Here is a 21,360-nt window from a genome sequence, read left to right on the forward strand (position 1 = left end):
TGAGGGGCGGCGGGCCTTCGGGTCCGCCGCCCCTCACCGCGTCTCAGCGCACCGCGCCCATTGCGGACGTGAACGAGGCGAGGTCCGTGTCGAAGCCGTGCAGCACCTCGCGGAACGACCAGTACCCGCCCTCCCGGGCGCGCGTGAACTCCGCGACCACGGCGGACGTGCACCCGGCCACCTCGGTGAAGTCGTGCTCGGCCAGGACCGTGTACCCGTCCCGGATCCGGACCGAGGCGTTCTCTATGTCGCCGAAGATCCGCCCCTCCGCGGGCTGCTGGACGGCCACGCCGATCACCACGCGCGCGTACCGCTCGGCCAGGCGCTCCAGCTCCAGGACCATGACCTCGTCGTAGCCGAACCCCTGGCCGGTCGTGCTGTCCCGGCTGAGCGTGATCGTGCCGTCCGGGGAGCGGCTGTCGAAGTGCACGAGGTAGTCGGGGCTGCCGTGGGGGTCGTCGGCCGTGTACGTCGCGGCGATGATGTCCAGGTCGTGCGGCGACGAGCCAAGGGGGCTCGGGTCCCATTTCAGGCCGACCTCGACCTTCTTGAGCCCTTTGCTGATGTTACTCACCGAACTCCCCCTCGTTGCTGCCCTGTTGCCCGTGGCTGGTCTGTTGTCCCGTGCTACCACCACGCTAAGGCTTCCCACTGACATCGGGGTTCCGAACCCTCCGCTTTGCGCACGACGCCCCTGCGGCAATCATTGACCCCATGACGTGGAACGGGGAAGCACTGGACGCTGAGGCCTATCTGGCCCGGATCGGCTACGAGGGAGAGGTGAAGCCGGACCTGGCGACGCTGCGCGCGCTGCACCGCGCGCACGTGACAGCGATTCCGTTCGAGAACTTGGAGATCATGCTCGGCCGTCCCGTCCTGCTGGACGTGGCCGCCCTGCAGGACAAGATGGTGCGCCGCCGGCGCGGTGGCTACTGCTACGAACAGAACCACCTGTTCGCCGCGGCGCTGGAATGTTTCGGCTTCACCGTGGCAGGACTCGGCGCCCGGGTCAGGGCCGGAGCCTCCTCCACGCGCCCCGTCACCCACATGCTCCTGAAGGTCGAGGCGGACGGTGAACTGTGGCACTGCGACGTCGGCTTCGGGGGCGAGGGGCTGCTCGAACCCCTCCTGTTGCGCGACGGTGCCGACGCACGACAAGGAGAGTGGCGGTTCAGCCTGGAGCGCGAGCCGAGTGGCGAGATGGTGCTGCGCACCGAGCACCCCGACGGCTGGTTCGACCTCTACGCGTACGCGCAGACGCCGTACCTCCCCGTCGACTACACCGTCTTGAACCACTACACGGCGACGTACCCCCTGTCCCCGTTCGTGCGCCGTCCTGTACTGCAACGGGCCACCCCGGAGCTGCGCCGCCGACTGACCGGAGCGCATCTGTCCGTCACGGGGCCCGACGGGAAGCCGGACGAACGAGAGGTCTCCGTGGACGAGTTGCGGAACGTGCTCGTGGGGCAGTTCGGTATCGAGCTCACCGACCAGGAGTTCGCGGATCTGATCCAGGCGCACTACCCCGGAGCGTGACGCGCGCCACGCGCTCCGCCGTACGATGGCGCGGTGCTGGTCAAGTGGATTCGCTGCACCGTCGTGGACCGCCGGGGATTCGAGCGGGCGCAGCGAAAGTGGGCGGGGCTTCTGGGGGAGCCGGGATTCCGGGGACAGGGTGGAGGGTGGAGCCGCAGTCGGACGAACGTGGCGCACGTCTTCGCCTTCTGGGAGAGCCGGGCCTTCTACGACTCCTTCATGGCGCGCTCGCACGACCGGCTCGCGGCGGCGCAGGTGGGCACGTACAAGGACGCCCAGGTGAAGCTCTTCGACTACCGGTTCGACGTGAAGACGGGCTTCGAGCCGCGCTTCACGGACACCGACGTGGTGCGGGTGGCGCACTGCCGCGTCCACGAGGAGCGCGTGGAGCACTTCGCGCTGATGCAGGAGAAGATCTGGAACCCGGCGATGGCCGGCTCACCCGGGATGGTCCGGGGGCTCTTCGGGGAGGCCCCGGGCCACGAGTTCCTGGTCCTGTCGATGTGGCAGTCCGCCGCCGAGCACGGCAAGTACCGCGTGGAGCGCGTGGAACGGCTCTCGCTGCGGGCCCAGACGGAGGCCGACATCGCGGCGCTCACGGGCGATGTCGTGGAACTGGAACCGTCCTGGACGGTGTGACGTGAGACGGCGCTACGAGCCCTGAGGCGCGCTCGGCACACCCTGGGCGCCCGTGTGCGGCTCTGCGCGCCCCCGGGACGGCTGTTGATCATCGCCGGGCGAAGGCCCCCGCGCGCGTGGCGGCCAGTACCGCTGCGGCCGACTGGTCGGCGAGCGCCGTGTCGATGGGCTCCCTGGTGATGAACAGGCGCAGCATCAGGGGTGCCGACACGGCCCGGACGAGCGCCCCGGCGTCGGTGTCCGCGGCTGCCTCGCCGCGCGCGACGGCACGCGCGACGACGGCCTCGCAGCGTGTGAGCCGCTCCGCGTAGAAGGCGCGCAAGGCGTCGGCGGCGCGCGGGGACTGGAAGGCGGCCGCCACGAAGGCGGTGGGCGCCGCGGCCTCGGCGCGGTCGCCGAACGCGTCGACGACCTCGCGCGCGAGCGCGCGCAGGTCGCCCTCCAGGCTCCCCGTGTCCGGCGGCGTCCAGGTGTCCTCGCCCGCCAGGTCCAGGGCGTCGGCCACCAGGCCTTCCAGGCCGCCCCAGCGCCGGTAGAGCGTGGTCTTGTGGACACCGGAGTGCTCGGCCACGTACTCGATGGTGAGCCCTGGGTAGCCGTGATCGCTGAGGCCGCTCAGAACGGCGTCGCGCACGGCCGCACGGGTACGGGCGGTACGGCCGCCGGGACGGCGGGTGCCGGGGGGCTGGGGCTGGGATCGTGGCTGGGGCTGCGCCGGGGCTGAGGGCTGGGGCTTGGTGCGGGACGGCTTCGTGTCGGGGGCGGAGGTGGAGGTGAGGGCGGTGGGTGGCGTGGCCGAGGTCTGGTCGGCCGCGGAGGTCACGGTGGCACCGGGCTTCCCGGCTCTGCTCGCCGAGCCCCCGCCCGGCTCACGTGCCCGTGGGTTCGCTCTCCGCCGGGCAGCGCCGCAGACTCGCCCTCGCGCGGCTGCTCGCCCGCCCCGCCGACCTGCTCCTGCTCGACGAACCGGCCAATCACCTGGCCCTCACGCTCGTCGAGGAACTGGAGCAGGCCCTCGACCGGTGGACCGGTGCCCTCGTCGTCGTCTCGCACGACCGGCTCCTCAGGAGTCGCTTCACCGGGCGAATACGCCGGATGGAGGCCGGACGGCTACCCGGCTGAGCCCCGCCCGGAGCCCCCGATCTAGGGTCGACCCATGGCACGACCCCGGCGCATCGTTCTCGTCCGACACGGCGAGTCGGCAGGAAACGCCGACGACACCGTGTACGAGCGCGAGCCCGACCATGCACTCGCCCTGACCGAGACGGGGCTCCGACAGGCGGAAGAGGCCGGCAAAGGGCTGCGCGAGCTGTTCGGACAGGAGCGGATCAGCGCGTACGTCTCGCCGTACCGCCGCACCCACGAGACGTTCCAGGCCTTCCGCCTCGACCCGGAGCAGGTACGCGTACGCGAGGAGCCACGGCTGCGGGAACAGGACTGGGGAAACTGGCAGGACCGGGACGACATCCGATTGCAGAAGGCCTACCGGGACGCCTACGGACACTTCTTCTACCGCTTCGCGCAGGGCGAGTCGGGCGCCGACGTCTACGACCGGGTCGGCTCCTTCCTGGAGAGCCTCTACCGCAGCTTCGAGGCGCCCGACCACCCGCCGAACGTCCTGCTCGTCACGCACGGGCTGACCATGCGCCTGTTCTGCATGCGGTGGTTCCACTGGTCGGTGGCCGAATTCGAATGCCTGTCCAACCCGGGCAATGGTGAGATGCGGGCCCTGCTGCTCGGCGAGGACGGCAAGTACAGACTCGACCGGCCGTTTGAGCGCTGGCGTGAGCCGGAGCCGTACGGCATCACCGGATAGAGTGACAAGGCGATGACCGCTGACCTCTCTCCCGACCAGTGCCTGGACCGTGCTCTGGCCAGCCTGCGCGGCTTGGCGGTGGGAGACGCGCTGGGCTCCCAGTTCTTCACGCCCGTGCACTACCCACTGCTCAAGCGGCGCGAGCTGCCGGACGGCCCCTGGCCGTGGACCGACGACACCGAGATGGCGTGCTCCGTGCTGGCCGTCCTTGCCATGCACGGCAGGATCGACCAGGACGCCCTGGCGCGCTCCTTCGCCGAGCGCCATCACGCGGACCGGGGCTACAGCCCTGCCGTCAGCCGCCTCCTCGCCCGGATCCGGGGCGGAGAGGACTGGCGCGAGCTGGCGTCCGCGCTGTTCAAGGGGCAAGGGTCCTGGGGCAACGGCGCCTCGATGCGGATGGCGCCGCTCGGCGCCTGGTACGCCTCCGACCCGGAGCAGGCCACCCATCAGGCCGAGATCTCCGCCTACACGACCCACCAGCACCGGGAAGCCGTCGTCGGGGCCATGGCGGTCGCGGCGGCCGCGGCGCTGGCGGCCGACCCGACGGGACCGCCGACGGCCAAGGCGCTCCTCGACGGGGTCGTCGACCTGGTGCCGCGCAGCGCCGTGGGGGCCGGACTTCGGCGCGCCCGCGACATGCTCGACTACGGCGACGCCGGGACGGTCGCCGCCGTCCTGGGCTGCGGACGCCGTACGACCGCGCACGACACGGTGCCGTTCGCGCTGTGGTCGGCCGCTCGGGCGCTGGGGGACTACGAGAAGGCGTTCTGGACCACCGCCGGAGTGGGCGGTGACATGGACACCACCTGCGCGATCGTCGGTGGCGTGATCGCGGCCGCCGGAGGAAAGCCGCCCGCGCTATGGCTCGACCGCACGGAGCCGTTGCCCGGGTGGGTGCCCACCACGGTGGGCTCCTGAGCGGGGGCCGGGAAGCCGGGTCGGGCGGTACCGGCCGTCCCGTACGGAGGAAGGGCTGCTCGTCGGGAGGGGCGAGGGCTCAAGCGGAGCGAGCTGTACAGGCGCCCGGGCAGTGGCGCGCGGTGGCAGCGTTCGGCGGTGGCTCCGAGGCAAGCTCGCGCTCTGCGTGCACGGCAGGAGCTGGGCGGCGTACGCGCTGACGGCCGCCCGGCTCCGTGTGTGCCGGGCCGGGCCCACCATCGCGCAGGCCCGGGTACACACGGCCCCCGTCAGCCCCCGGAGGGCCCCGCAGCGCTCGCCGTACCCGCCAGAGCGTCCAGGTCGCTCTTGCGTACCCGGATCACCACCACGGCGGTCAGCAGAGCGAGTACCGCCATCGCGACGGCCGGCAGGAAGGCCGTGGAGATGCCCTTGGCGAGCACCTCGTGGCCCCAGGGGGCCGGGAGCTCGTGCGACTTCGCGAAGGCGGCCTTCTGCTCCGGGGAGGCCTTCGCCAGGAAGTCGGGTATCTGCTCCTTGGCCTCGTCCCGGCTCGCCGTGCCGAACACCGTGGTCAGGATGGACAGGCCCAACGATCCGCCGACCTGCTGCGTGGCGTTGAGCAGCCCGGACGCCGCGCCCGCCTCGTGCACCGCGACTCCGGACACCGCCGTCAGCGTCAGTGTCACGAAGTTCAGGCCCATGCCGAAGCCGAAGAGCAGCATCGGCCCGAGCACCCCGCTGACGTACGAGCTGTCCGGCGTGATGAACGTCTGCCAGCCGAGCCCCAGCGCGACGATCGCCGACCCGGTCACCATGAAGGGCTTGGGTCCGAGCACGGGCAGCAACCGCTGGGAGAGTCCCGCGCCGGTCACGATCGCGACGGTGACGGGCAGGAAGGCGAGGCCTGCCTCGATGGGCGTGTAGTCCAGCACGTTCTGCACGAAGAGCACGATGAAAAAGAACATGCCGAACATCGCCGCCGCCAAGCTCAGCATGATCACGTACGTGCCCGAGCGGTTGCGATCGGCGAACATCTTGAGCGGAGTGATCGGTTCCTTGGCCCGGCTCTCGATGACCACGAACGCCAGGAGCAGCACGACCGCGGCGCCGAACGACCCCAGGGTGAGACCGTCACGCCAGCCGTCCTCGGAAGCGCGGATGAACCCGTAGACCAAGGACGCCATGCCGAGCGTCGAGGTGCAGGCGCCCACGAGGTCGAAGCGGCCCGGATGGCGCTCGGACTCGCTGATGTACAGCGGGGTCAGGAACGCGATCAGGACACCGATGGGGACGTTGACGAACAGCACCCAGCGCCAGTCGAGCCACTCGGTGAGCATGCCGCCCGCCAGCAGGCCGATCGCGCCGCCTCCCGCGGACACCGCCGCGAAGACACCGAACGCGCGGTTCCGCTCGGGACCTTCGGGGAACGTCGTCGTGATCAGCGCGAGCGACGTGGGCGACGCGATCGCGCCACCGACGCCCTGCAGGGCCCGCGCCGCCAGCAACTGCCAGGGCTCCTGGGCGAATCCACCGAGGAGCGAGGCGAGGGTGAACAGCAGGATGCCGAACATGAAGACCCGGCGGCGCCCCAGGATGTCACCGGCACGCCCGCCGAGCAGCAGCAGACCGCCGAACGTGAGCGTGTACGCACTGACCACCCACGTGAGGTCCGTCGTCGAGAACTTCAGCGCGTCCTGAATGTGCGGAAGCGCGATGTTCACAATCGTCGCATCCAGGACCACCATCAGTTGGCAGGCCGCGATGATGGTGAGGGCGATGCCGGGATGTCCTTCCCGGCGGGCGGCACCCGCTTGCTGGTCTTGCTTCAACGGAGAGGTTGTCACGATGAGTCCCCCACAAGTGCGTTAGTGAACGCGCCCGTTCACTGTCGCGTCCCACGGTAGTGAAGCCCGGACAGAGAACGCAACCGTTCACTGGGCTTCCTCGAAAGCCCAACGGAGAGATGCAGATGGTTACTTCGCGTTGGAAGGCCGCTTCCGCTCAGGCGGTCTCCTCGCGCCGTCGAGGTCCTGTGCTGGAGCGCGCGATCCTGGAGTCCGCGCTGGAACAGCTCAGTACGGTCGGCTGGAACGGCTTGACGATGGAGGGCGTGGCCGCGGGCGCCCAGACGGGCAAGGCCGCGGTGTACCGGCGCTGGCCGTCCAAGGAGGACCTCGTCGTCCACGCCCTGCAGGCCGGGCTGCCGAAGTTCGACGAGGTGCCGGACTGCGGCAGCGTCCGCGAAGACCTTCTGCGCCTGTGCCGCGACATGCGTGCGGCCATGACGTCGCGCCCCGGTCACGCCCTGCTGGCGGTCCTTCACGAATGTGACGCCGAGGCTGCGGCGCGCTTCCATGAAGTGATCGTCGAGGGTGTCGTCGAGCCGAGCGTGGAACTCATCCGACAGGTGATGCGGCGCGGAATCGAGCGCGGAGAGGTGCGTTCCGGTGCGACGGACCAGTACGTCTGCGAGGTGATCCCCGCGATGATGATGTACCGCTCCAAGGTGTGCGGGAGCGAATGGACGGACGAGGAATTCGCGGCCCTCGTGGATCAGGTCATGGTCCCGCTGCTGCGCCCGTAAGCCGGTCGCGACCGCCCGGGGCAACGCCTCTCGCGTAGGGGCAGGAGGGGCATCGTGCACGCGGAAGGGGAATGCCCCCTTCTGGAAAGGGGTGGTCGCGCGCCTCGCGGAGGTGGCGTGGCGCGAACCCGCCCAAGCCTTGGCCAACCAGGGTGTCGCGAGTGGTCACCGGCGGCGTACGCTGTCAAACGCCATGCCGTACGAAGCACCCACCCATACCGTCGAGCGCTCCTTGCGCGCCACCACCGGAGCGAAGATCGTCGCCGGTGTCGACGAAGTCGGACGCGGAGCGTGGGCGGGCCCGGTCACCGTCTGCGCGGCGATCACGGGGCTGCGCAGGCCGCCCGCGGGCCTCACCGACTCCAAGCTGATCAGCCCCAAGCGGCGCACCGAGCTCGCGGCGGAGCTGGAGGGGTGGGTCACGTCACATGCCCTGGGGCACGCGTCGCCCGAGGAGATCGACGACATGGGCATGACGGCCGCCCTGCGGCTGGCCGCGGTCCGTGCCCTCGACGCGCTCCCGGTCCGGCCGGACGCGGTCATCCTCGACGGCAAGCACGACTACCTCGGCGCTCCCTGGCGGGTCCGTACGGTGATCAAGGGTGACCAGTCCTGCGTGGCCGTCGCGGCGGCGTCGGTGATCGCCAAGGTTCAGCGCGACAAAATGATGGCCGAACTGGGCATCGAACATGCAGACTTCGGTTTTGCGGCCAACGCCGGTTATCCGTCGCCGGTGCACAAGGCCGCGCTGGCGGAACGGGGCCCCACCCCGTACCACCGGCTTTCGTGGGCGTATCTTGATGCGCTGCCCCAGTGGCGGCACCTCAAGAAAGCCCGCGCCTGGGCGGAGGGAAACGTTCCGGAAATCGAGGGCCAGCTCGGCTTTGAGTTCTGATGTTTTCCACAGTTCCGGTCGCACTCATGTGCCACCCGCCGACGCGTGTCGCATCGGCGTTTGATAGACAACAACGCATGCCTCTCATTCCCGAGGAGCCTCAGATTCACGAGAGTGCCCAGGGTCCCCGCGTCACTCCGGCCACCGGCCGTACCGCGCCGACCCCCCGCCCCGTACCCGGTCCGCGTCCCGCGGCTCCGTCGCGGCCCGGTCGCCCGGGTCCCGTGCGGCCGACGCCGCCCGCGCAGCGCGCGACGCGTGAACCGGCTGTCAAGCCTGGGCAGCCCGCCCAGGCCGCCAAGCCGGGGCCGTCCGCCCCGGCCGCCCCGGAAGCCGCCGCCAACGGTCCCGCGGTCCCGCAGATCCAGCTGATCCCGGCCTCCGCCGACGGCGCTCTCGACGCCGCCGAGGAAGCCGTCGACCTGCTGCTCGACTCGGGCCGTGCGCCGGGCGACGTCCTGGTGGTCACCACGGGCGAGCCCCACCCGTGGTCCACGCACGAGCTGTCCTTCGGCGAGGACGCCTACTGGGCGCAGCACGACGCCGGCGACGACGTGTTCTACGCCGACGCCGCCGCCCTGCCGCGCGCCGCGACCCGCCCCGTGGTCGTCGTCGCGCTGAACGGCGGCAGCGAGGAGACCGCGGTCACGGCCCTGCCCGCCGCGCTCAACCGGGCCGGCACCCTGCTGATCGTCTGCGGCGACCCGCAGCGGATCAACACCATGCTGGGCGCGGGCGTCTGACGCTCCCGCCCGGCGGGCAGGCCGCGGCGCGTGCGCCGTGGCCCGGGGTGCCGTGCCGTGCTCGGCTGGGCCCCTCCGCAGGTGTGCTCGCGCCCGTCCGCAGGTGGGTCCGTCGCATCGGTGCCGCGCCCACGGGAGTCGGCGTGGAGGCACGGTGGGGCGTGGCTGCCTGCCCGCAGGGGCGCCGCCGTCACGCGGAGGACGACGCAGGGCGCGGTGCGGCGGGGCCGTCCGGCCTCACCGCGCCGCCACGCGCCGCGACAACTCCGACGCCGCACCCCCGGCCGAGGACTGCGACGCCGCATCTCCGGCAGAGGTCTGCGCTGCCTCGCCCCCGGCCGACGGCTGGGGTGCCGCACCGTCGGAGGGTGACCGGCGCCGACCACCGCCGGCTCCAGCGTCTTCCCCGGCACCCGTGCTGGATGCTCCGGCCGGTCCTTCGGGCGCGGGCACGGCGTGCGGCCGACGGCCTCCGCGGCCTTCGCCGAGGACCTGCCAGCCCTCCCGGGTGAGCGTGATGTACGCCCCGCACCTCAGCCCGTGCAGCGTGCACGCGTCCCGCAGGCCCCACATCCACGCGCCGTCCTCCTGCGTCCAACGCGCGTCCCCGTCACGGCAGTAGAGCAGTACGGCGGTGCGCACCGGGGTGCGGCGCCGCAGATCGTGCGGGATCACCCTGCGCAACTGGGCCAGCAGCGCGTTGCGGAACACCCACCCGTCCACCGCGCTCGCCCGTCGCACGAACGAGGCGGACGCCCTGACCCGTTCCTCCGGGTCGAGTACGGCCACGATCGCGGTGGCCAGAGTGGGCCGGTGCCGGGCGTGCAGGCTACTCACGACCTCACGTGGATTTCTGAGCAGCGGGATCTCGGCGGCTGACCACTCCGAGGGTTCGAGCATCCGGGTCAGTTGCTCGCCGGTCTCGGGCATCGCGGCAGCGGCGGCCACGGGATCCGGTGCCGACGCCGCAGCGGACGGAGCGATTCCGAAGGTCACGGTCCTCCCTTCGGCTACACGCCCCTGGCAGGGCGGGGTCGGGCTGGGGGACTGGGGGACGCACCGCGGCACAGCCCTACCGGATTACGGGGGAGCCGCGCGGGAGCGGTTCCAATTCTTGCGGCCGTACTCGCTTGCGGCAACGAGCAATTGACCCCGCCGACCCATATCCGGTGATACGTCTCGCATATCCCTGCCCAGGGCGCCGCACGATGATGCGGATGTCACCCTTGCACGGCCAGGACCAGCGGCAACACCCCCTTGGCGCCGGCCCGGCGCAGCATGCGCGTGGACACCGCGAGCGTCCAGCCGGTCTCCGTCGCGTCGTCGACCAGCAGCACCGGACCGTCTGCCTCCTGGAGGGCCGCGGCGAGAGCGGGCGGCACCGTCAAGGAGCCGTCCAGGGCGCGCAGACGCTGTGCGCTGTTGCTCCTCGGGATCCTCGCGTCCGTGACCTCGGCCACGTATTCGAGGGAACCGAGCAGCGGCAGGCGGCCGATCTCCGCGATCCGGGCCCCGAGTGACTGGATGAGCCGAGGCTTCGATCGGGAAGGCATGATCACCACACCCGCGGGCCGGGGCCCGGCGTCGGGAGCGCCCGGGGCCCAGCCACCCGGGCCCTTGGCCCAGTCCGCCAGGACCTCCACCACGGCCTGGGTGACATCGTCGGGCACCGGGCCGTCCGGCGCCTGCGGGGCGAGCATCGGGCGGAGCCGGTTGCCCCATCCGATGTCCGAGAGCCGGCCCAGGGCCCGGCCCGGAGCTGCCTGCTCACCGGCCGGGATCCGGCCCTTGAGGGTCATGCCCACGGCGGCGAGGCCGGTGGGCCACATCTTCCGGGGCTCGACCACCACACCGGGCCGGGCCAGCTCACCGCGTGCGGACTCCAGCGCGGTCGACGTCACGTCCGCCCCGAACCGGCCCCCCACGCAGTTGTCGCAGCGCCCACACGGCGCGGCCTCCTCGTCGTCCAACTGGCGCCGCAGGAATTCCATCCGGCAGGACGTGGTCGTGACGTACTCGCGCATGGCCTGCTGCTCCGCCTGCCGCTGCTTGGCGACCCAGGCGTAGCGCTCGGTGTCGTAGGACCACGGCGCGCCCGTGGCGATCCAGCCGCCCTGCACCCGCCGGACCGCACCGTCGACGTCCAGGACCTTGAGCATCGTCTCGAGCCGTGATCTGCGCAGCTCGACCAGCGGCTCCAGCGCGGGGAGCGAGAGGGGGCGATCCGCCCGTGCCAGGACGTCCAGGGTGTGACGCACCTGCTCCTCGGGCGGGAAGGCGAGGGAGGCGAAGTAGTCCCAGATCGCCCTGTCCTCCTGGCCGGGCAGGAGCAGCACTTCCGCGTGGTCGACGCCACGGCCCGCGCGGCCCACCTGCTGGTAGTAGGCGATCGGCGAGGAGGGGGAGCCGAGGTGGATGACGAAGCCCAGGTCCGGCTTGTCGAAGCCCATGCCGAGGGCGGAGGTGGCCACCAGGGCTTTCACGCGGTTGGCGAGCAGGTCCTCCTCGGCCTGCTGCCGGTCCGCGTTCTCCGTCTTCCCGGTGTACGAGGCGACGGTGTGGCCGCGCTGCCGCAGGTAGGCGGTGACCTCCTCGGCGGCGGCGACCGTGAGGGTGTAGATGATCCCGGAGCTCGGCAAGTCGTGGAGGTGGTCCGCGAGCCAGGCCAGGCGGTGTGCCGCGGTCGGGAGCTGGAGCACGCCGAGGCTCAGGCTCTCGCGGTCGAGCGGACCTCTGAGGACGAGGGCGTCCGAGCCGCTGCCGGTACCGAGCTGGTCGGCGACGTCTGCGGTCACCCGGGCGTTGGCGGTGGCCGTCGTGGCGAGGACCGGGACGCCGGGCGGCAGGTCGGCCAGCATCGTGCGCAGGCGTCGGTAGTCGGGGCGGAAGTCGTGACCCCAGTCGGAGATGCAGTGCGCCTCGTCGACCACTAGGAGGCCGGTCGCCGCGGCCAGCTTGGGCAGGACCTGGTCGCGGAAGTCGGGATTGTTGAGCCGCTCCGGGCTCACGAGCAGCACGTCGACCTCGCCCGCGGCCACCTCCGCCTGGACGGTGTCCCACTCCTCCGTGTTGGACGAGTTGATCGTGCGGGCACGGATGCCCGCGCGCGCCGCCGACTCCACCTGGTTCCGCATGAGCGCCAGCAGAGGAGAGATGATCACGGTGGGGCCGCTGCCGCGCTCCCGCAGTAGAGCCGTCGCGACGAAGTACACCGCGGACTTCCCCCAGCCGGTGCGCTGCACGACGAGGGCCCGGCGCTTGTCGGCGACCAGCGCTTCGATGGCTCTCCACTGGTCCTCACGCAGGCGCGGGCCGTCCGGCGGCGTTCCGCCGGGCGCGGGCGAGGGGCCGCCGACGAGACGGGTGAGGATGGCGTCGGCTGCCGTGCGGAGGTCTTCGTTGCTCATGGCTCCATGCAACCTGATGGGTCGGACATTCGGCGAACGGGTCCGCCGAACTGTGGACAACTCTTGTCGTGGCCCTGCCCAGGGTTATCCACAGCTCCAACCGGAGGCTGGCATTCCGGTGCAGAGTCGGCACATGACGAATCACAGCGAACCAGCCGACGCGATCGACGAGACCGTCGTCACCCTCCGCACGCCCGCCGAACTCGCCGACGCTTTGCCGTATTTGCTCGGCTTCCAGCCCGAGAACAGCGTCGTCCTCATCGCGCTGCACGGCCCCCGGGGCCGCTTCGGCGGACGGGTGCGCCTCGGCATCCCCGACCGGCCGGAGGACTGGCCGTGCGTCGCGGGGGAACTGGCCCAGTGCCTGGTGAGCGGCTCCGAGAAGCGTGAGGCCCGACCTGAGGGTGCCGTCGCCTTCCTCTGCCAGGAGCCGGAAGTGTTCGCGGGGGACACTTCCGGCCGGCAGGTCATGGAGCGCCTCAGGCCGCTGGCCCAGGCCCTCCGTACCCAGTGCGGCGGCCTCGACGTCCCCGTGCTCGAGGTCGTCTGCGTCTCGGACGGCCGCTTCTGGACGTACTGCTGCCCGGACCAGCGATGCTGCCCGCCGGAAGGCACCCCGCTTCTCCCCGCGGGTACGTCCGTCCTGGCGGCCGCCACCGTGTACGCGGGCTTCCAGGTCGGCCCGTCGCAAGGGCGGATCAGGGCCCGGCTCACGCCGTGGCGGACCGGCGCCGCGAGCGATCAGGAGCGCGCCCTGCACGACGCGGCCTGCGCGCTCGTGCCCCGCATCCTCGACGACGGCGGACATGCCGAAGTCGCCGAGGAGACCATCGGCCTGGCTCGCCACATCATGCAGCGCCTCGCCGCAGCCCCACCCATCCCCGACACACTGGAAGCCGACGTCTATGACGACGAACTGATCGGCCACGACGAAGCCGCCGCGCTGATCCTCGGCCTCCAGGACCGCACGACGCGCGACCGGGCAGCGGAGTGGATGGAGGGCGAGGAGGCGGCCCCGGCGCTCCGGCTCTGGCGCACCCTGGCCCGGCGCTGTGTGGGGGAGTACCGGCAGCACGCCGCCGCGCCCCTGACCCTCGCCGGATGGGTGGCCTGGTCGCTCGGCGACCTCGCGGAGGGCCAGGAGGCGCTGACCATGGCGTTGATCTCCGACCCGCAGTATGCCTTCGCCCTGCTGCTGCACCCGGCGTGCAGCGCGGACGAGGACCCCGAACCGATCCGCCGTATCCTGCGGAACGAGCGCTCCCAGCGGGACGGCGCGGCTGCTCAAGGCCAACAACTCGATCGCGGGACCTGCCCGAAGCCGGTCGGGACCAAGCAGGAGTCGGCCGAGGGCCCAAGGAGGACGGCAGAGACTCAGCAGGAGACCGCCGAAGCCCGTAAGGAAGCCGCTGCAGCGCAGGAAGAAGCCACCGAGGCGCAGACGGCCGCCACGATCAACAATTCCACTGGCTCGCCGGAAGGCACCCCGCCCGGAGATGCGCCGGAGCCCCAGGAGAGTACGGACGAGCTGGACCACGCAGCGGCCGGCGTCGGCGTCAGGGCGACACCGCGTGGCCGTCGCCGCTCTCCTCGCACCTCTGGCCCGGGCTCACGCGCCGTCGGCGGTGCGGGCACGGGACCGCGGAACCGGCGGGACACGATCCGCCGCGGCCCGAGGGACCAGCGGTGACCGGGGCCGCGGCCGAGACGCTGACAAAGGCGGTGACGAGAAGAGGACAGACGAGGTTCGCGCAGGCCAGGACGGCGAAGGGGCGAGCCGGCTCGGCGTATGGCGTGGAAGCCGGTACGGCGACGCGCCATCGGCTGGGAGGCTTCCTGGCCCGCGTGCGTGACTTGGGACGGTCCCAGGCCGTTCACCTGAGTGGCGGTACTCGTGTCCGGCTCGTGCCGCTGCTCCGCGACCGAGTCTCCGTAGCGCAGAGAACGCAGAAGTGGCTACCCCATGTCCGTTCCCGGCTCGTCTCCTGTCTCTCCCCGGCCCGGCGGCAACGACGGCCCGGAGCCCCCGGGCTTCCGCGAGCTCGTCTCGGCTCCGAGGCGCCCGTCCGCCGGTTGGCCACCCGGCCCGGGAGCGCGCCGTCCCGCCGCGCTGCCACCTGTGCACGCCTCGCTCGTCTGTGTCGCCCTTCCCGCGCTCGCGATCTCCACGGAGCACGGCCAGTTGAACGGCCACGGACTGGAAGGGTTCTATCGGTCCGGTCGCCGGTTGCTGTCCCGCTGCCAGGTGCGTGTGGCCGGCCGCGAGCCGGTCGCCGTGCAGGCCCGGATACTGTCGGCGGACAGTGCCCGCTTCGTGGCGACTCTCCTTCCCGCGGCGGACGGAGGGCCGGACCCGGACGTCCTGGTCGAGCGCACACGGCACGCCGACGGCACCGAGCGGATCACACTCCACAGCGCGGCCAGTCGTCCTCTGCGGCTGCCCGTCGAGGTGGCGCTGGGCACCGACCTCGCCGAACTCGGTGCGGTCGCCTCTGGCCGCGCCGGTCCCGAGCTGGCCGCCAGCGTGTACGACTCGGGCATGCGCTGGTCCTCCGGAGGAGGGGGCCACTGTGTGGTCACAGCGGTGCCGGCGCCCAAGGACGCGCTCGCTTCCGCGGGACTGCTGCGCTGGGAGGTGCACCTGCCGCCGGGAGGCAGCCAGAGCGTCGAGCTGAGGGTCCGCCCTCACGGTGCCGGCCCTCTCAGAGCGGTCGGGCACGGCGTCACCAGCCCGTTGTCCTCGGCCCAGGCGATCGGCGACGACCCAGCGGTGCCGCGCTTGCTGGACACCTCGGTGGCCGACCTCCGGGCGTTGCTGCTGCGCGCCCCGGCCCACCCCACCGATCTCTACGTAGCCGCTGGAGCGCCCTGGCGCTGCGGCCTCGCCCCCGTCGAGGCCCTCACGGCAGCGCGGATGGTCCTGCCACTCGGCACCCGGCTCGCGGAGAGCACGCTGCGGGCCCTCGCCCGCGACCAGCTCACGGGCCCCGGCCTCCGGTCGGGCATGATCCCCGGGCCCCTGCGGGACACCGGCCCCCACCTGCCGCCCGTGTGCACAGGGATCGAGGCCACGCTCCTGTACCCCGCCCTCCTCGCCGAGGCATGGCGATGGGGCATGGCGGCGGCCGCCGTGGCGGAGCTGCTTCCCTCGGCGGAGCAGTGCCTGCGCTGGCTCCTCGCCGTGGCTCCGGACGGGGCCTTCGTACGGGACATCCACCCGGACGCCCCGTCGGCCGGCCCGGCCCGCTGCGAGACACAGGCGCACGCACATCGCGCGGCGCTCCTGGGCGCCGACCTGTTGGACGCCCACGGGCGGACAGGTGGCGCGGAGCTGCGGCGCTGGGCCGAGCGGGTGCGCACGCGGTTCCGGGAGGAGTTCTGGGTGGCGGACCGGAGCGGCGGCAGACCCGCCGCGGCGCTCCACGCCGACGGACAGCCGTTGCCGCACTTGACCGGGGGCGCGGCCCACCTCCTCGACACGGGACTCCTGGGTGCGGGCGAGTTCGCACCGGGACTGCTCGACAAGGTGCAGACCGAGCAGGTGGCCAGGCTGCTGGGCGGGCCCGCCATGGACTCGGGCTGGGGCCTGCGCAGCCTGGGAGCCAAGGAGGTGTCGTACAACCCCTTCGGGCACCGCGGGGGAGCGGTGCGCGTCCACGAGACGGCCACGGCCGTCGCGGGCCTGGCGGCTGCGGGCTATGAGAAGGAAGCCGGTTCGCTCCTGCGCGGCGTGCTGGACGCGGCCGCCGCCTTCGAGTACCGGCTGCCGGAGATGTACGGCGGCGAGCAGCGGGCGACCGGCGGCGCACCCATCCCGCACCCGGCGGCCTGCCGCCCCGCGGCCGTCAGCGCGGCCGCCGGAGCGCAGCTCCTGACAGTACTGGCCGGGATCCGTCCGGACGCGCCGGCAGGCACGGTGACGTTGCGGCCGGTCCGCAGCGCGCCCCTGGGAGAGATTGGTCTGACGGGTCTGCGCGTGGCGGGCGCCCCGTTCTCCGTGCGCGTCAGCAGACTCGGCCTCGCCATGGTCGAGGAAGCAGCCGACGGACTCCAGTTGGGGGTGTGATGCCGCCGAGCGGCACTGCCATGAATACGACATGCCGGACAGGCGGCTCCCGGGAAGCGGGGCCGGAAGCAGACGGCACAGGAGGTGTTTATCGTCAGGCAGACGACTATGATCGCGGCATGTCGCCCTACGACCCGTCGGCCTTCCCGCCCTTCGCTGTCACCGTCGATCTGGTCGTGCTCACCGTGCGCCGCCACGCCCTGTGCGCGCTGGCCGTGCGCCGCGGAGAGCCGCCGTTTCAGGGGCGTTGGGCGCTGCCCGGAGGTTTCGTGCGGGCGGACGAAGACCTCTCGGCAGCCGCGGCACGTGAGCTGGTGGAGGAGACGGGGCTCTGCGCCCACGACCCGGACAGCCCGGTTCAGGCCAACGGCGCACACCTGGAGCAACTGGCGACGTACGGCGATCCCAAGCGCGATCCACGGATGCGCGTGGTCAGTGTCGCGCACTTGGCCCTCGCACCGGACCTGCCCGCGCCCCGCCCGGGAGGCGACGCCCACAGCGCGCGCTGGGCCCCGGTCGAGGCCCTGCTCCACCAAGGTGGGTACGGCCGAGAAGGGGAGCAGGCCGCGCCGCTGGCGTTCGACCATGCGCAGATCCTCGCGGACGGGGTGGAGCGGGCTCGCTCGAAGATCGAATACTCCTCGCTCGCCACTGCTTTCTGCCCGCCGGAGTTCACCGTCGGGGAGCTGCGGCGCGTGTACGAGGCCGTGTGGGGCGTCGCACTCGACCCGCGCAACTTCCACCGCAAGGTGACGGGCACCCCTGGGTTCCTCGTGCCCACGGGGGGTACGACCACCCGCCAGGGCGGCCGCCCGGCACAGCTCTTCCGGGCGGGAGGCGCGACGCTCCTCAACCCTCCGATGCTGCGACCCGACGCCTGATCGTGCGCTGATGGCCTTCACCGGGCTCGGCGGCTGACTCGTCGCGGACGCTGTCGTACTCGCTTCTGCACGGCCCATGCTTGACACCCGCGAGACACACCCTCAGCGAAAAGCCGGATATGTCGCGTTATCTTGCTGCGGTAACCACGGGGTTCGTCCGTCACTGAGCCGGAGGACGTGCCCTGGCCGCCGCGCGGTCGCACCTCCTGCGAGAGAAGCGATGATCCAGGCCATCGGACTGACGAGCAGCCCCCGCAAGGACCTTCCGCCCGCCCTCGACAACGTCTCCTTCGAAGCGCGACCAGGCCGTGTCACCGCACTTCTCGGCACACACGGCGCAGGGAAGACGACAACCGTCAGACTGATGCTGGAGCTCCAACAGGGGCGCGGCATCACGTACTTCAGGGGCAGACCGCTGCACAGCATCGCGCACCCCTCGCACGAAGTGGGTGTGCTGCTCGGCGATGTCCCCGGCCATCCGGCACGCACGGTGCGAGGGCACCTGCGCATGCTCTGCGCCGCAGTCGGTGTGCCGGCTTCCCGCGCCGATGACGTGCTCGAAGCGGTCGGACTCGTCAGCCTGCGCGACCAGCGTCTCGGCACCCTCTCGCGTGGCATGGACCGCCGTCTGGGCCTGGCGTGCGCGCTCCTCGCTGATCCGCACGCCCTCGTTTTTGACGGGCCCACCGTCGGACTCTCCGCCCGGGAGGGCGCCTGGATGCAAGGTGCCCTGCGAGCACACGCCACCCGGGGCGGCACTGTCCTGTTCACCACGGACGATCCCAAGGAAGCGGCGCGGGCCGCCGACAGGGTCGTCACGCTGGACGCGGGGCGGCTCGTCGCCGACCAGGACGCGGCGGACTTCGCCCGTACCCGGCTCAGGCCCCGCGTCGCCGTGCGCAGCCCGCACGCCGCGCGCCTCGCCGCCCTGCTGGCCAAGGAGGCGCGCTCACGCCGACGGGCCGTCGAAGTGGTGCGGGAAGGCGGCAGCCGGTTGTCGGTGTACGGAAGTACCTGCGGAGAGGTGGGGGAGACCGCGTTCCGGCACGGCATCCTCGTCCATCAACTTGCCGACGAGGTCGGGGACGCCGGACCTTCAGGGGACGCCGAAGGCCCCTTGTCGAGCGATGGGCTCAGGGGCACCGGATCGCTGGGCGCCGAGGTGCGACAGCGGGTACTGGCGGTCTCGGAGCCGGGGGCAGAGCGCGTTGACGATGTACGGAACGGGCCCGTGAGCCTCACGTCCGCCGAAGCCGAGGCAACCGAAGAAGGGGCGGACCCCCCCGCACCTGTAGCTGCTGCCAAGGACGCGCAGCAGCGGTCCCAGTCGCCCGTCGCATCGCCCGAGCCCAGTGCCGTTCCCGAGGGATCACCGGACGCCGGCGAGGCCACCCCGCGGACGCCGTCGCCGTCGCCGTCGCCGTCGTCCCCGGCCCGGCCCCCGCTGTCCGCGCCTCTGCCCGCGCCGTCCCCGCTCCCCCCTCCCCTCGCCACCCGCGCCGCCCCGAGCCCTCTCCGTCCGCTGCGCTACGAGCTGCACCGCATCACGGGTGTCGGCACCGGGTACTTCACGGTGGCCGGCGTCATCGCCGTGTCCGCGGTCCTCTGCCTCCTCCTCGCCCGGACCGGGCACACACCACAGCACTACCTGCTTGCTTCCTGGCCGGAGGAGCTCCCCCTGCCGCCCGCCGCCCTGGGCGCGGGGCTGCTCGGCGCGCTCGCCTTCGGTGAGGAGTACCGCCACCCCGCCCTCGCGGCGGATCGCGGTGCCGTGCCCCGCCGTCTGAGCTTCCTCACCGCGAAGCTCGCCGTCGCCGCCATCACCGCACTGCTGCTGGCCGGGCTCACCGTGGGGTGCGACGCCGTGCTGCTCCACCTGGTATACGGAGAGGAGCTCACGAAAGTTCCCGCCGACTGGCTGTCACTGAGCGTCAGTTGGGTGTCTCTGATGGTCGGCTGCGCCTGGGCCGGCGTGCTGGCCGCGGGCATCTTCCGGTCCACCACCGCCGGGCTCGCGGCAGTGCTCGCGGTGCCGATCGTCGTCGTACCGGTCGTACGAAAGGCGCTGGAAGGGGCGTCCGCCCGGTCGGCCGTCGGGTTTCCGGGAAGGCTGCGTCATCTCACCCTGGTGCAATGGCCGTTCGGTATCGAACGCTTCATCGCGGGAGCACTCAAGGCGGTGGCCCAACCTGTGGGCGGCGCACTGATGTTGTCACTGTCCGCTCTGCTCGGCGCGTACCTGCTCACGGCGGTGCGCGGACGGGCCCGCTGACCTCTTCCGCTGCCGACGGCGCGGATCGATGGTGGTCTTCTGTCGCTTACGACGGGGTTCCCTGACGGTCTTCTGGCACCTTTCGTTCGCCTGCTGAGCACAAGTCTTCGTAGGGCAGCCACTTCTTTCCGATAACGCGTCAATTGCGGCGAGGTAAGCGATCACCCTTTCGTGTGCTTTTCACCAAAGACCTCAAGGGACTTGGACGCCCGGCCGACAACTGAATCCGTGAGTACCCTTGCGCACACCATGATGACCGCCGCCCGTTCCGCAGACTCCGGCCTCGCCGGCCCGGGCGAACTCGACCGCTACCCCTACACCGAGGCCCACAGCGCCGACCGCGTGGTCGCGCCCGCCTGGGAGAGCGCCGACCAGGAACTGGGCCGCGTCGGCCGCCGGGCAGCCGGCAGCCGTGGCCGCGGACTGCATGGCCAACTGGTCCAGCAACTGGGCCAGATGATCGTCTCCGGGGATCTGGGCGCCGACCGGCCGCTCGTCCCGGAGGAGATCGGCCAGCGGTTCGAGGTCTCCCGCACCGTCGTCCGCGAATCACTGCGCGTACTGGAGGCCAAAGGCCTGGTCAGCGCCAGGCCCAACGTCGGCACCCGCGTGCGTCCCGTCAGCGACTGGAACCTGCTCGACCCGGACATCATCGAGTGGCGGGCGTTCGGTCCGCAACGCGACGACCAGCGCCGTGAGCTCAGCGAGCTGCGCTGGACCATCGAGCCACTGGCGGCCCGGCTCGCCGCCGGGCACGGCCGGGAGGAGGTGCAGCAGCGCCTCTCCGACATGGTCGAGATCATGGGGCACGCGCTGGCACAGGGTGACTCGATCACCTTCACCCGCGCCGACGCCGAGTTCCACTCGCTGCTCATCCAGGTCGCAGGCAACCGCATGCTCGAGCACTTGTCCGGCATCGTCTCGGCCGCCCTCCAGGTCTCCGGGGGCCCGGTCACCGGCTGTGACCGCCCCACCGAGGCCTCGCTGACCCATCACGCCCGGATCGTCGACGCCCTCTCCTCCGGCGACGGGCCCGCGGCCGAGGCCGCCATGCGCCAGCTCCTGACCGTCCACCCGGAGGTGGAGCGGGTCGTGCCCGCTCCTCGCGAGCACTGACCGCGGCCTCGCGTCGCCACCGCAGCCGTGCGCGCCGCGCAGCATCGTTTCGCTGCTCCCCCTCCCGCTGACCGCTCCCGTGTCGCCGGACTCCCGGGGCCTTCCAGGTGCCAAGGGCCCGGCGACACGGGCGTAACGGCTCGGGCCCGCGGGGGCCCCCGTCCGGCCGGGGAGTACACGCGTCTCCCGGCGCCCGTCCGGACGCGCGTACCTCGCTCGAGAACACGTACCTGCTCAAGAGCGCGTGCCCCGCTCGAGAAGGGGTAGCCGGTCTTCGCGGACGGTCATACGACCGAGTAGTTGACAGTTGAAACGTCGCTGACTTCGAGGGTGGCGCTCCGGCGCGCGTCTCGGAGGTTGGGCGGTCCTTCTCTGTACGTATGACCGGTCTTGGACCCAAGAGTGGTCGACTTTTCCGTAGCAGTGGTCGCTTCTGACCGGATCTAGACGTTTTTCAGCCCCTATGGGGTGTGACTCGGGCCACGTAGATTGGGCGTAACGC

16 protein-coding genes and 2 pseudogenes are annotated in these 21,360 nt (G+C 71.8%); 13 read left to right on the forward strand and 5 right to left on the reverse strand.

Features of this window, described 5'->3' with window-relative positions; genetic code table 11:
• Window positions 1–43: 43 nt before the first annotated feature.
• Window positions 44–574, reverse strand: coding sequence for a TerD family protein (locus tag QK440_RS08300; protein WP_282792342.1), 531 nt, complete (start codon window positions 572–574; stop codon window positions 44–46).
• Between the two features lie 140 nt (window positions 575–714).
• Here QK440_RS08300 and QK440_RS08305 point away from each other — a divergent pair, with 140 nt between their 5' ends.
• Together QK440_RS08305 and QK440_RS08310 are read left to right on the forward strand one after the other, a co-directional pair.
• A complete protein-coding gene (locus QK440_RS08305; RefSeq protein WP_282792343.1) occupies window positions 715–1,536 on the forward strand; it encodes an arylamine N-acetyltransferase in 822 nt (273 codons plus the stop codon).
• Window positions 1,537–1,569: 33 nt separating this feature from the next.
• Entirely contained in the window at window positions 1,570–2,175 is a 606-nt protein-coding gene (locus QK440_RS08310; RefSeq protein ID WP_282792344.1) for a YdbC family protein, read from the forward strand.
• Window positions 2,176–2,263: 88 nt separating this feature from the next.
• On the opposite strand, the gene QK440_RS08315 is transcribed toward QK440_RS08310, so the two are convergent.
• Complete coding sequence (locus QK440_RS08315) at window positions 2,264–2,809, reverse strand: TetR/AcrR family transcriptional regulator (protein WP_282792345.1); 546 nt, start codon at window positions 2,807–2,809, stop codon at window positions 2,264–2,266.
• 239 nt (window positions 2,810–3,048) lie between these two features.
• Here QK440_RS08315 and QK440_RS08320 point away from each other — a divergent pair.
• The 3 genes and pseudogenes from QK440_RS08320 to QK440_RS08330 all read left to right on the forward strand — a co-directional run.
• Window positions 3,049–3,297: pseudogene (locus QK440_RS08320) on the forward strand (ATP-binding cassette domain-containing protein); the annotation flags it as partial.
• A 34-nt stretch (window positions 3,298–3,331) separates the two neighbouring features.
• Window positions 3,332–3,991, forward strand: coding sequence for a histidine phosphatase family protein (locus QK440_RS08325; RefSeq protein ID WP_282792346.1), 660 nt, complete (start codon window positions 3,332–3,334; stop codon window positions 3,989–3,991).
• Window positions 3,992–4,003: 12 nt separating this feature from the next.
• Entirely contained in the window at window positions 4,004–4,912 is a 909-nt protein-coding gene (locus QK440_RS08330) for an ADP-ribosylglycohydrolase family protein (RefSeq protein ID WP_282792347.1), read from the forward strand.
• A gap of 269 nt (window positions 4,913–5,181) precedes the next feature.
• Here the strand turns inward: QK440_RS08330 and QK440_RS08335 are convergent, their stop codons facing one another.
• Window positions 5,182–6,738: an MFS transporter gene (locus QK440_RS08335; RefSeq protein ID WP_282792348.1), complete on the reverse strand. Its 1,557-nt coding sequence runs from the start codon at window positions 6,736–6,738 to the stop codon at window positions 5,182–5,184.
• Window positions 6,739–6,863: 125 nt separating this feature from the next.
• Here QK440_RS08335 and QK440_RS08340 point away from each other — a divergent pair, with 125 nt between their 5' ends.
• The 3 genes from QK440_RS08340 to QK440_RS08350 all read left to right on the forward strand — a co-directional run bounded on the left by QK440_RS08340 (window position 6,864) and on the right by QK440_RS08350 (window position 9,116).
• Window positions 6,864–7,478, forward strand: coding sequence for a TetR/AcrR family transcriptional regulator (locus QK440_RS08340; RefSeq protein ID WP_282792349.1), 615 nt, complete (start codon window positions 6,864–6,866; stop codon window positions 7,476–7,478).
• A gap of 193 nt (window positions 7,479–7,671) precedes the next feature.
• Window positions 7,672–8,373: a ribonuclease HII gene (locus tag QK440_RS08345; RefSeq protein ID WP_282792350.1), complete on the forward strand. Its 702-nt coding sequence runs from the start codon at window positions 7,672–7,674 to the stop codon at window positions 8,371–8,373.
• 77 nt (window positions 8,374–8,450) lie between these two features.
• Entirely contained in the window at window positions 8,451–9,116 is a 666-nt protein-coding gene (locus tag QK440_RS08350; protein WP_282792351.1) for a hypothetical protein, read from the forward strand.
• 453 nt (window positions 9,117–9,569) lie between these two features.
• Here QK440_RS08350 and QK440_RS08355 read toward each other — a convergent pair.
• Together QK440_RS08355 and QK440_RS08360 are read right to left on the reverse strand one after the other, a co-directional pair.
• Window positions 9,570–10,112, reverse strand: a pseudogene (locus QK440_RS08355) (hypothetical protein); the annotation flags it as partial.
• Window positions 10,113–10,336: 224 nt separating this feature from the next.
• Window positions 10,337–12,523, reverse strand: coding sequence for a RecQ family ATP-dependent DNA helicase (locus tag QK440_RS08360; protein ID WP_282792352.1), 2,187 nt, complete (start codon window positions 12,521–12,523; stop codon window positions 10,337–10,339).
• Between the two features lie 133 nt (window positions 12,524–12,656).
• Between QK440_RS08360 and QK440_RS08365 the strand changes: the two genes are divergently transcribed.
• The 5 genes from QK440_RS08365 to QK440_RS08385 all read left to right on the forward strand — a co-directional run bounded on the left by QK440_RS08365 (window position 12,657) and on the right by QK440_RS08385 (window position 20,858).
• Window positions 12,657–14,213: a DUF4192 domain-containing protein gene (locus QK440_RS08365; RefSeq protein WP_282792353.1), complete on the forward strand. Its 1,557-nt coding sequence runs from the start codon at window positions 12,657–12,659 to the stop codon at window positions 14,211–14,213.
• 420 nt (window positions 14,214–14,633) lie between these two features.
• Entirely contained in the window at window positions 14,634–16,589 is a 1,956-nt protein-coding gene (locus QK440_RS08370) for a glycogen debranching N-terminal domain-containing protein (protein WP_282792372.1), read from the forward strand.
• A gap of 119 nt (window positions 16,590–16,708) precedes the next feature.
• A complete protein-coding gene (locus QK440_RS08375; RefSeq protein ID WP_190133742.1) occupies window positions 16,709–17,470 on the forward strand; it encodes an NUDIX hydrolase in 762 nt (253 codons plus the stop codon).
• Between the two features lie 220 nt (window positions 17,471–17,690).
• Entirely contained in the window at window positions 17,691–19,742 is a 2,052-nt protein-coding gene (locus QK440_RS08380) for an ABC transporter ATP-binding protein (RefSeq protein ID WP_282792354.1), read from the forward strand.
• Between the two features lie 228 nt (window positions 19,743–19,970).
• Window positions 19,971–20,858: a FadR/GntR family transcriptional regulator gene (locus QK440_RS08385; protein WP_282792355.1), complete on the forward strand. Its 888-nt coding sequence runs from the start codon at window positions 19,971–19,973 to the stop codon at window positions 20,856–20,858.
• Window positions 20,859–21,360: the final 502 nt, after the last annotated feature.

This window comes from Streptomyces sp. CC224B, from assembly GCF_030010595.1.
In the GTDB taxonomy this organism is placed as follows: Bacteria; Actinomycetota; Actinomycetes; order Streptomycetales; family Streptomycetaceae; genus Streptomyces; species Streptomyces longispororuber.

What these genes read in the sequence shown, in the direction of transcription:
- QK440_RS08305 (WP_282792343.1), top strand. Translation starts at nt 715, where the DNA reads ATGACGTGGAACGGGGAAGCACTGGACGCTGAGGCCTATCTGGCCCGG.
- QK440_RS08325 (WP_282792346.1), top strand. Translation starts at nt 3,332, where the DNA reads ATGGCACGACCCCGGCGCATCGTTCTCGTCCGACACGGCGAGTCGGCA.
- QK440_RS08330 (WP_282792347.1), top strand. Translation starts at nt 4,004, where the DNA reads ATGACCGCTGACCTCTCTCCCGACCAGTGCCTGGACCGTGCTCTGGCC.
- QK440_RS08340 (WP_282792349.1), top strand. Translation starts at nt 6,864, where the DNA reads ATGGTTACTTCGCGTTGGAAGGCCGCTTCCGCTCAGGCGGTCTCCTCG.
- QK440_RS08345 (WP_282792350.1), top strand. Translation starts at nt 7,672, where the DNA reads ATGCCGTACGAAGCACCCACCCATACCGTCGAGCGCTCCTTGCGCGCC.
- QK440_RS08350 (WP_282792351.1), top strand. Translation starts at nt 8,451, where the DNA reads ATGCCTCTCATTCCCGAGGAGCCTCAGATTCACGAGAGTGCCCAGGGT.
- QK440_RS08360 (WP_282792352.1), bottom strand. Translation starts at nt 12,523, where the DNA reads ATGAGCAACGAAGACCTCCGCACGGCAGCCGACGCCATCCTCACCCGT.
- QK440_RS08365 (WP_282792353.1), top strand. Translation starts at nt 12,657, where the DNA reads ATGACGAATCACAGCGAACCAGCCGACGCGATCGACGAGACCGTCGTC.
- QK440_RS08375 (WP_190133742.1), top strand. Translation starts at nt 16,709, where the DNA reads ATGTCGCCCTACGACCCGTCGGCCTTCCCGCCCTTCGCTGTCACCGTC.
- QK440_RS08380 (WP_282792354.1), top strand. Translation starts at nt 17,691, where the DNA reads ATGATCCAGGCCATCGGACTGACGAGCAGCCCCCGCAAGGACCTTCCG.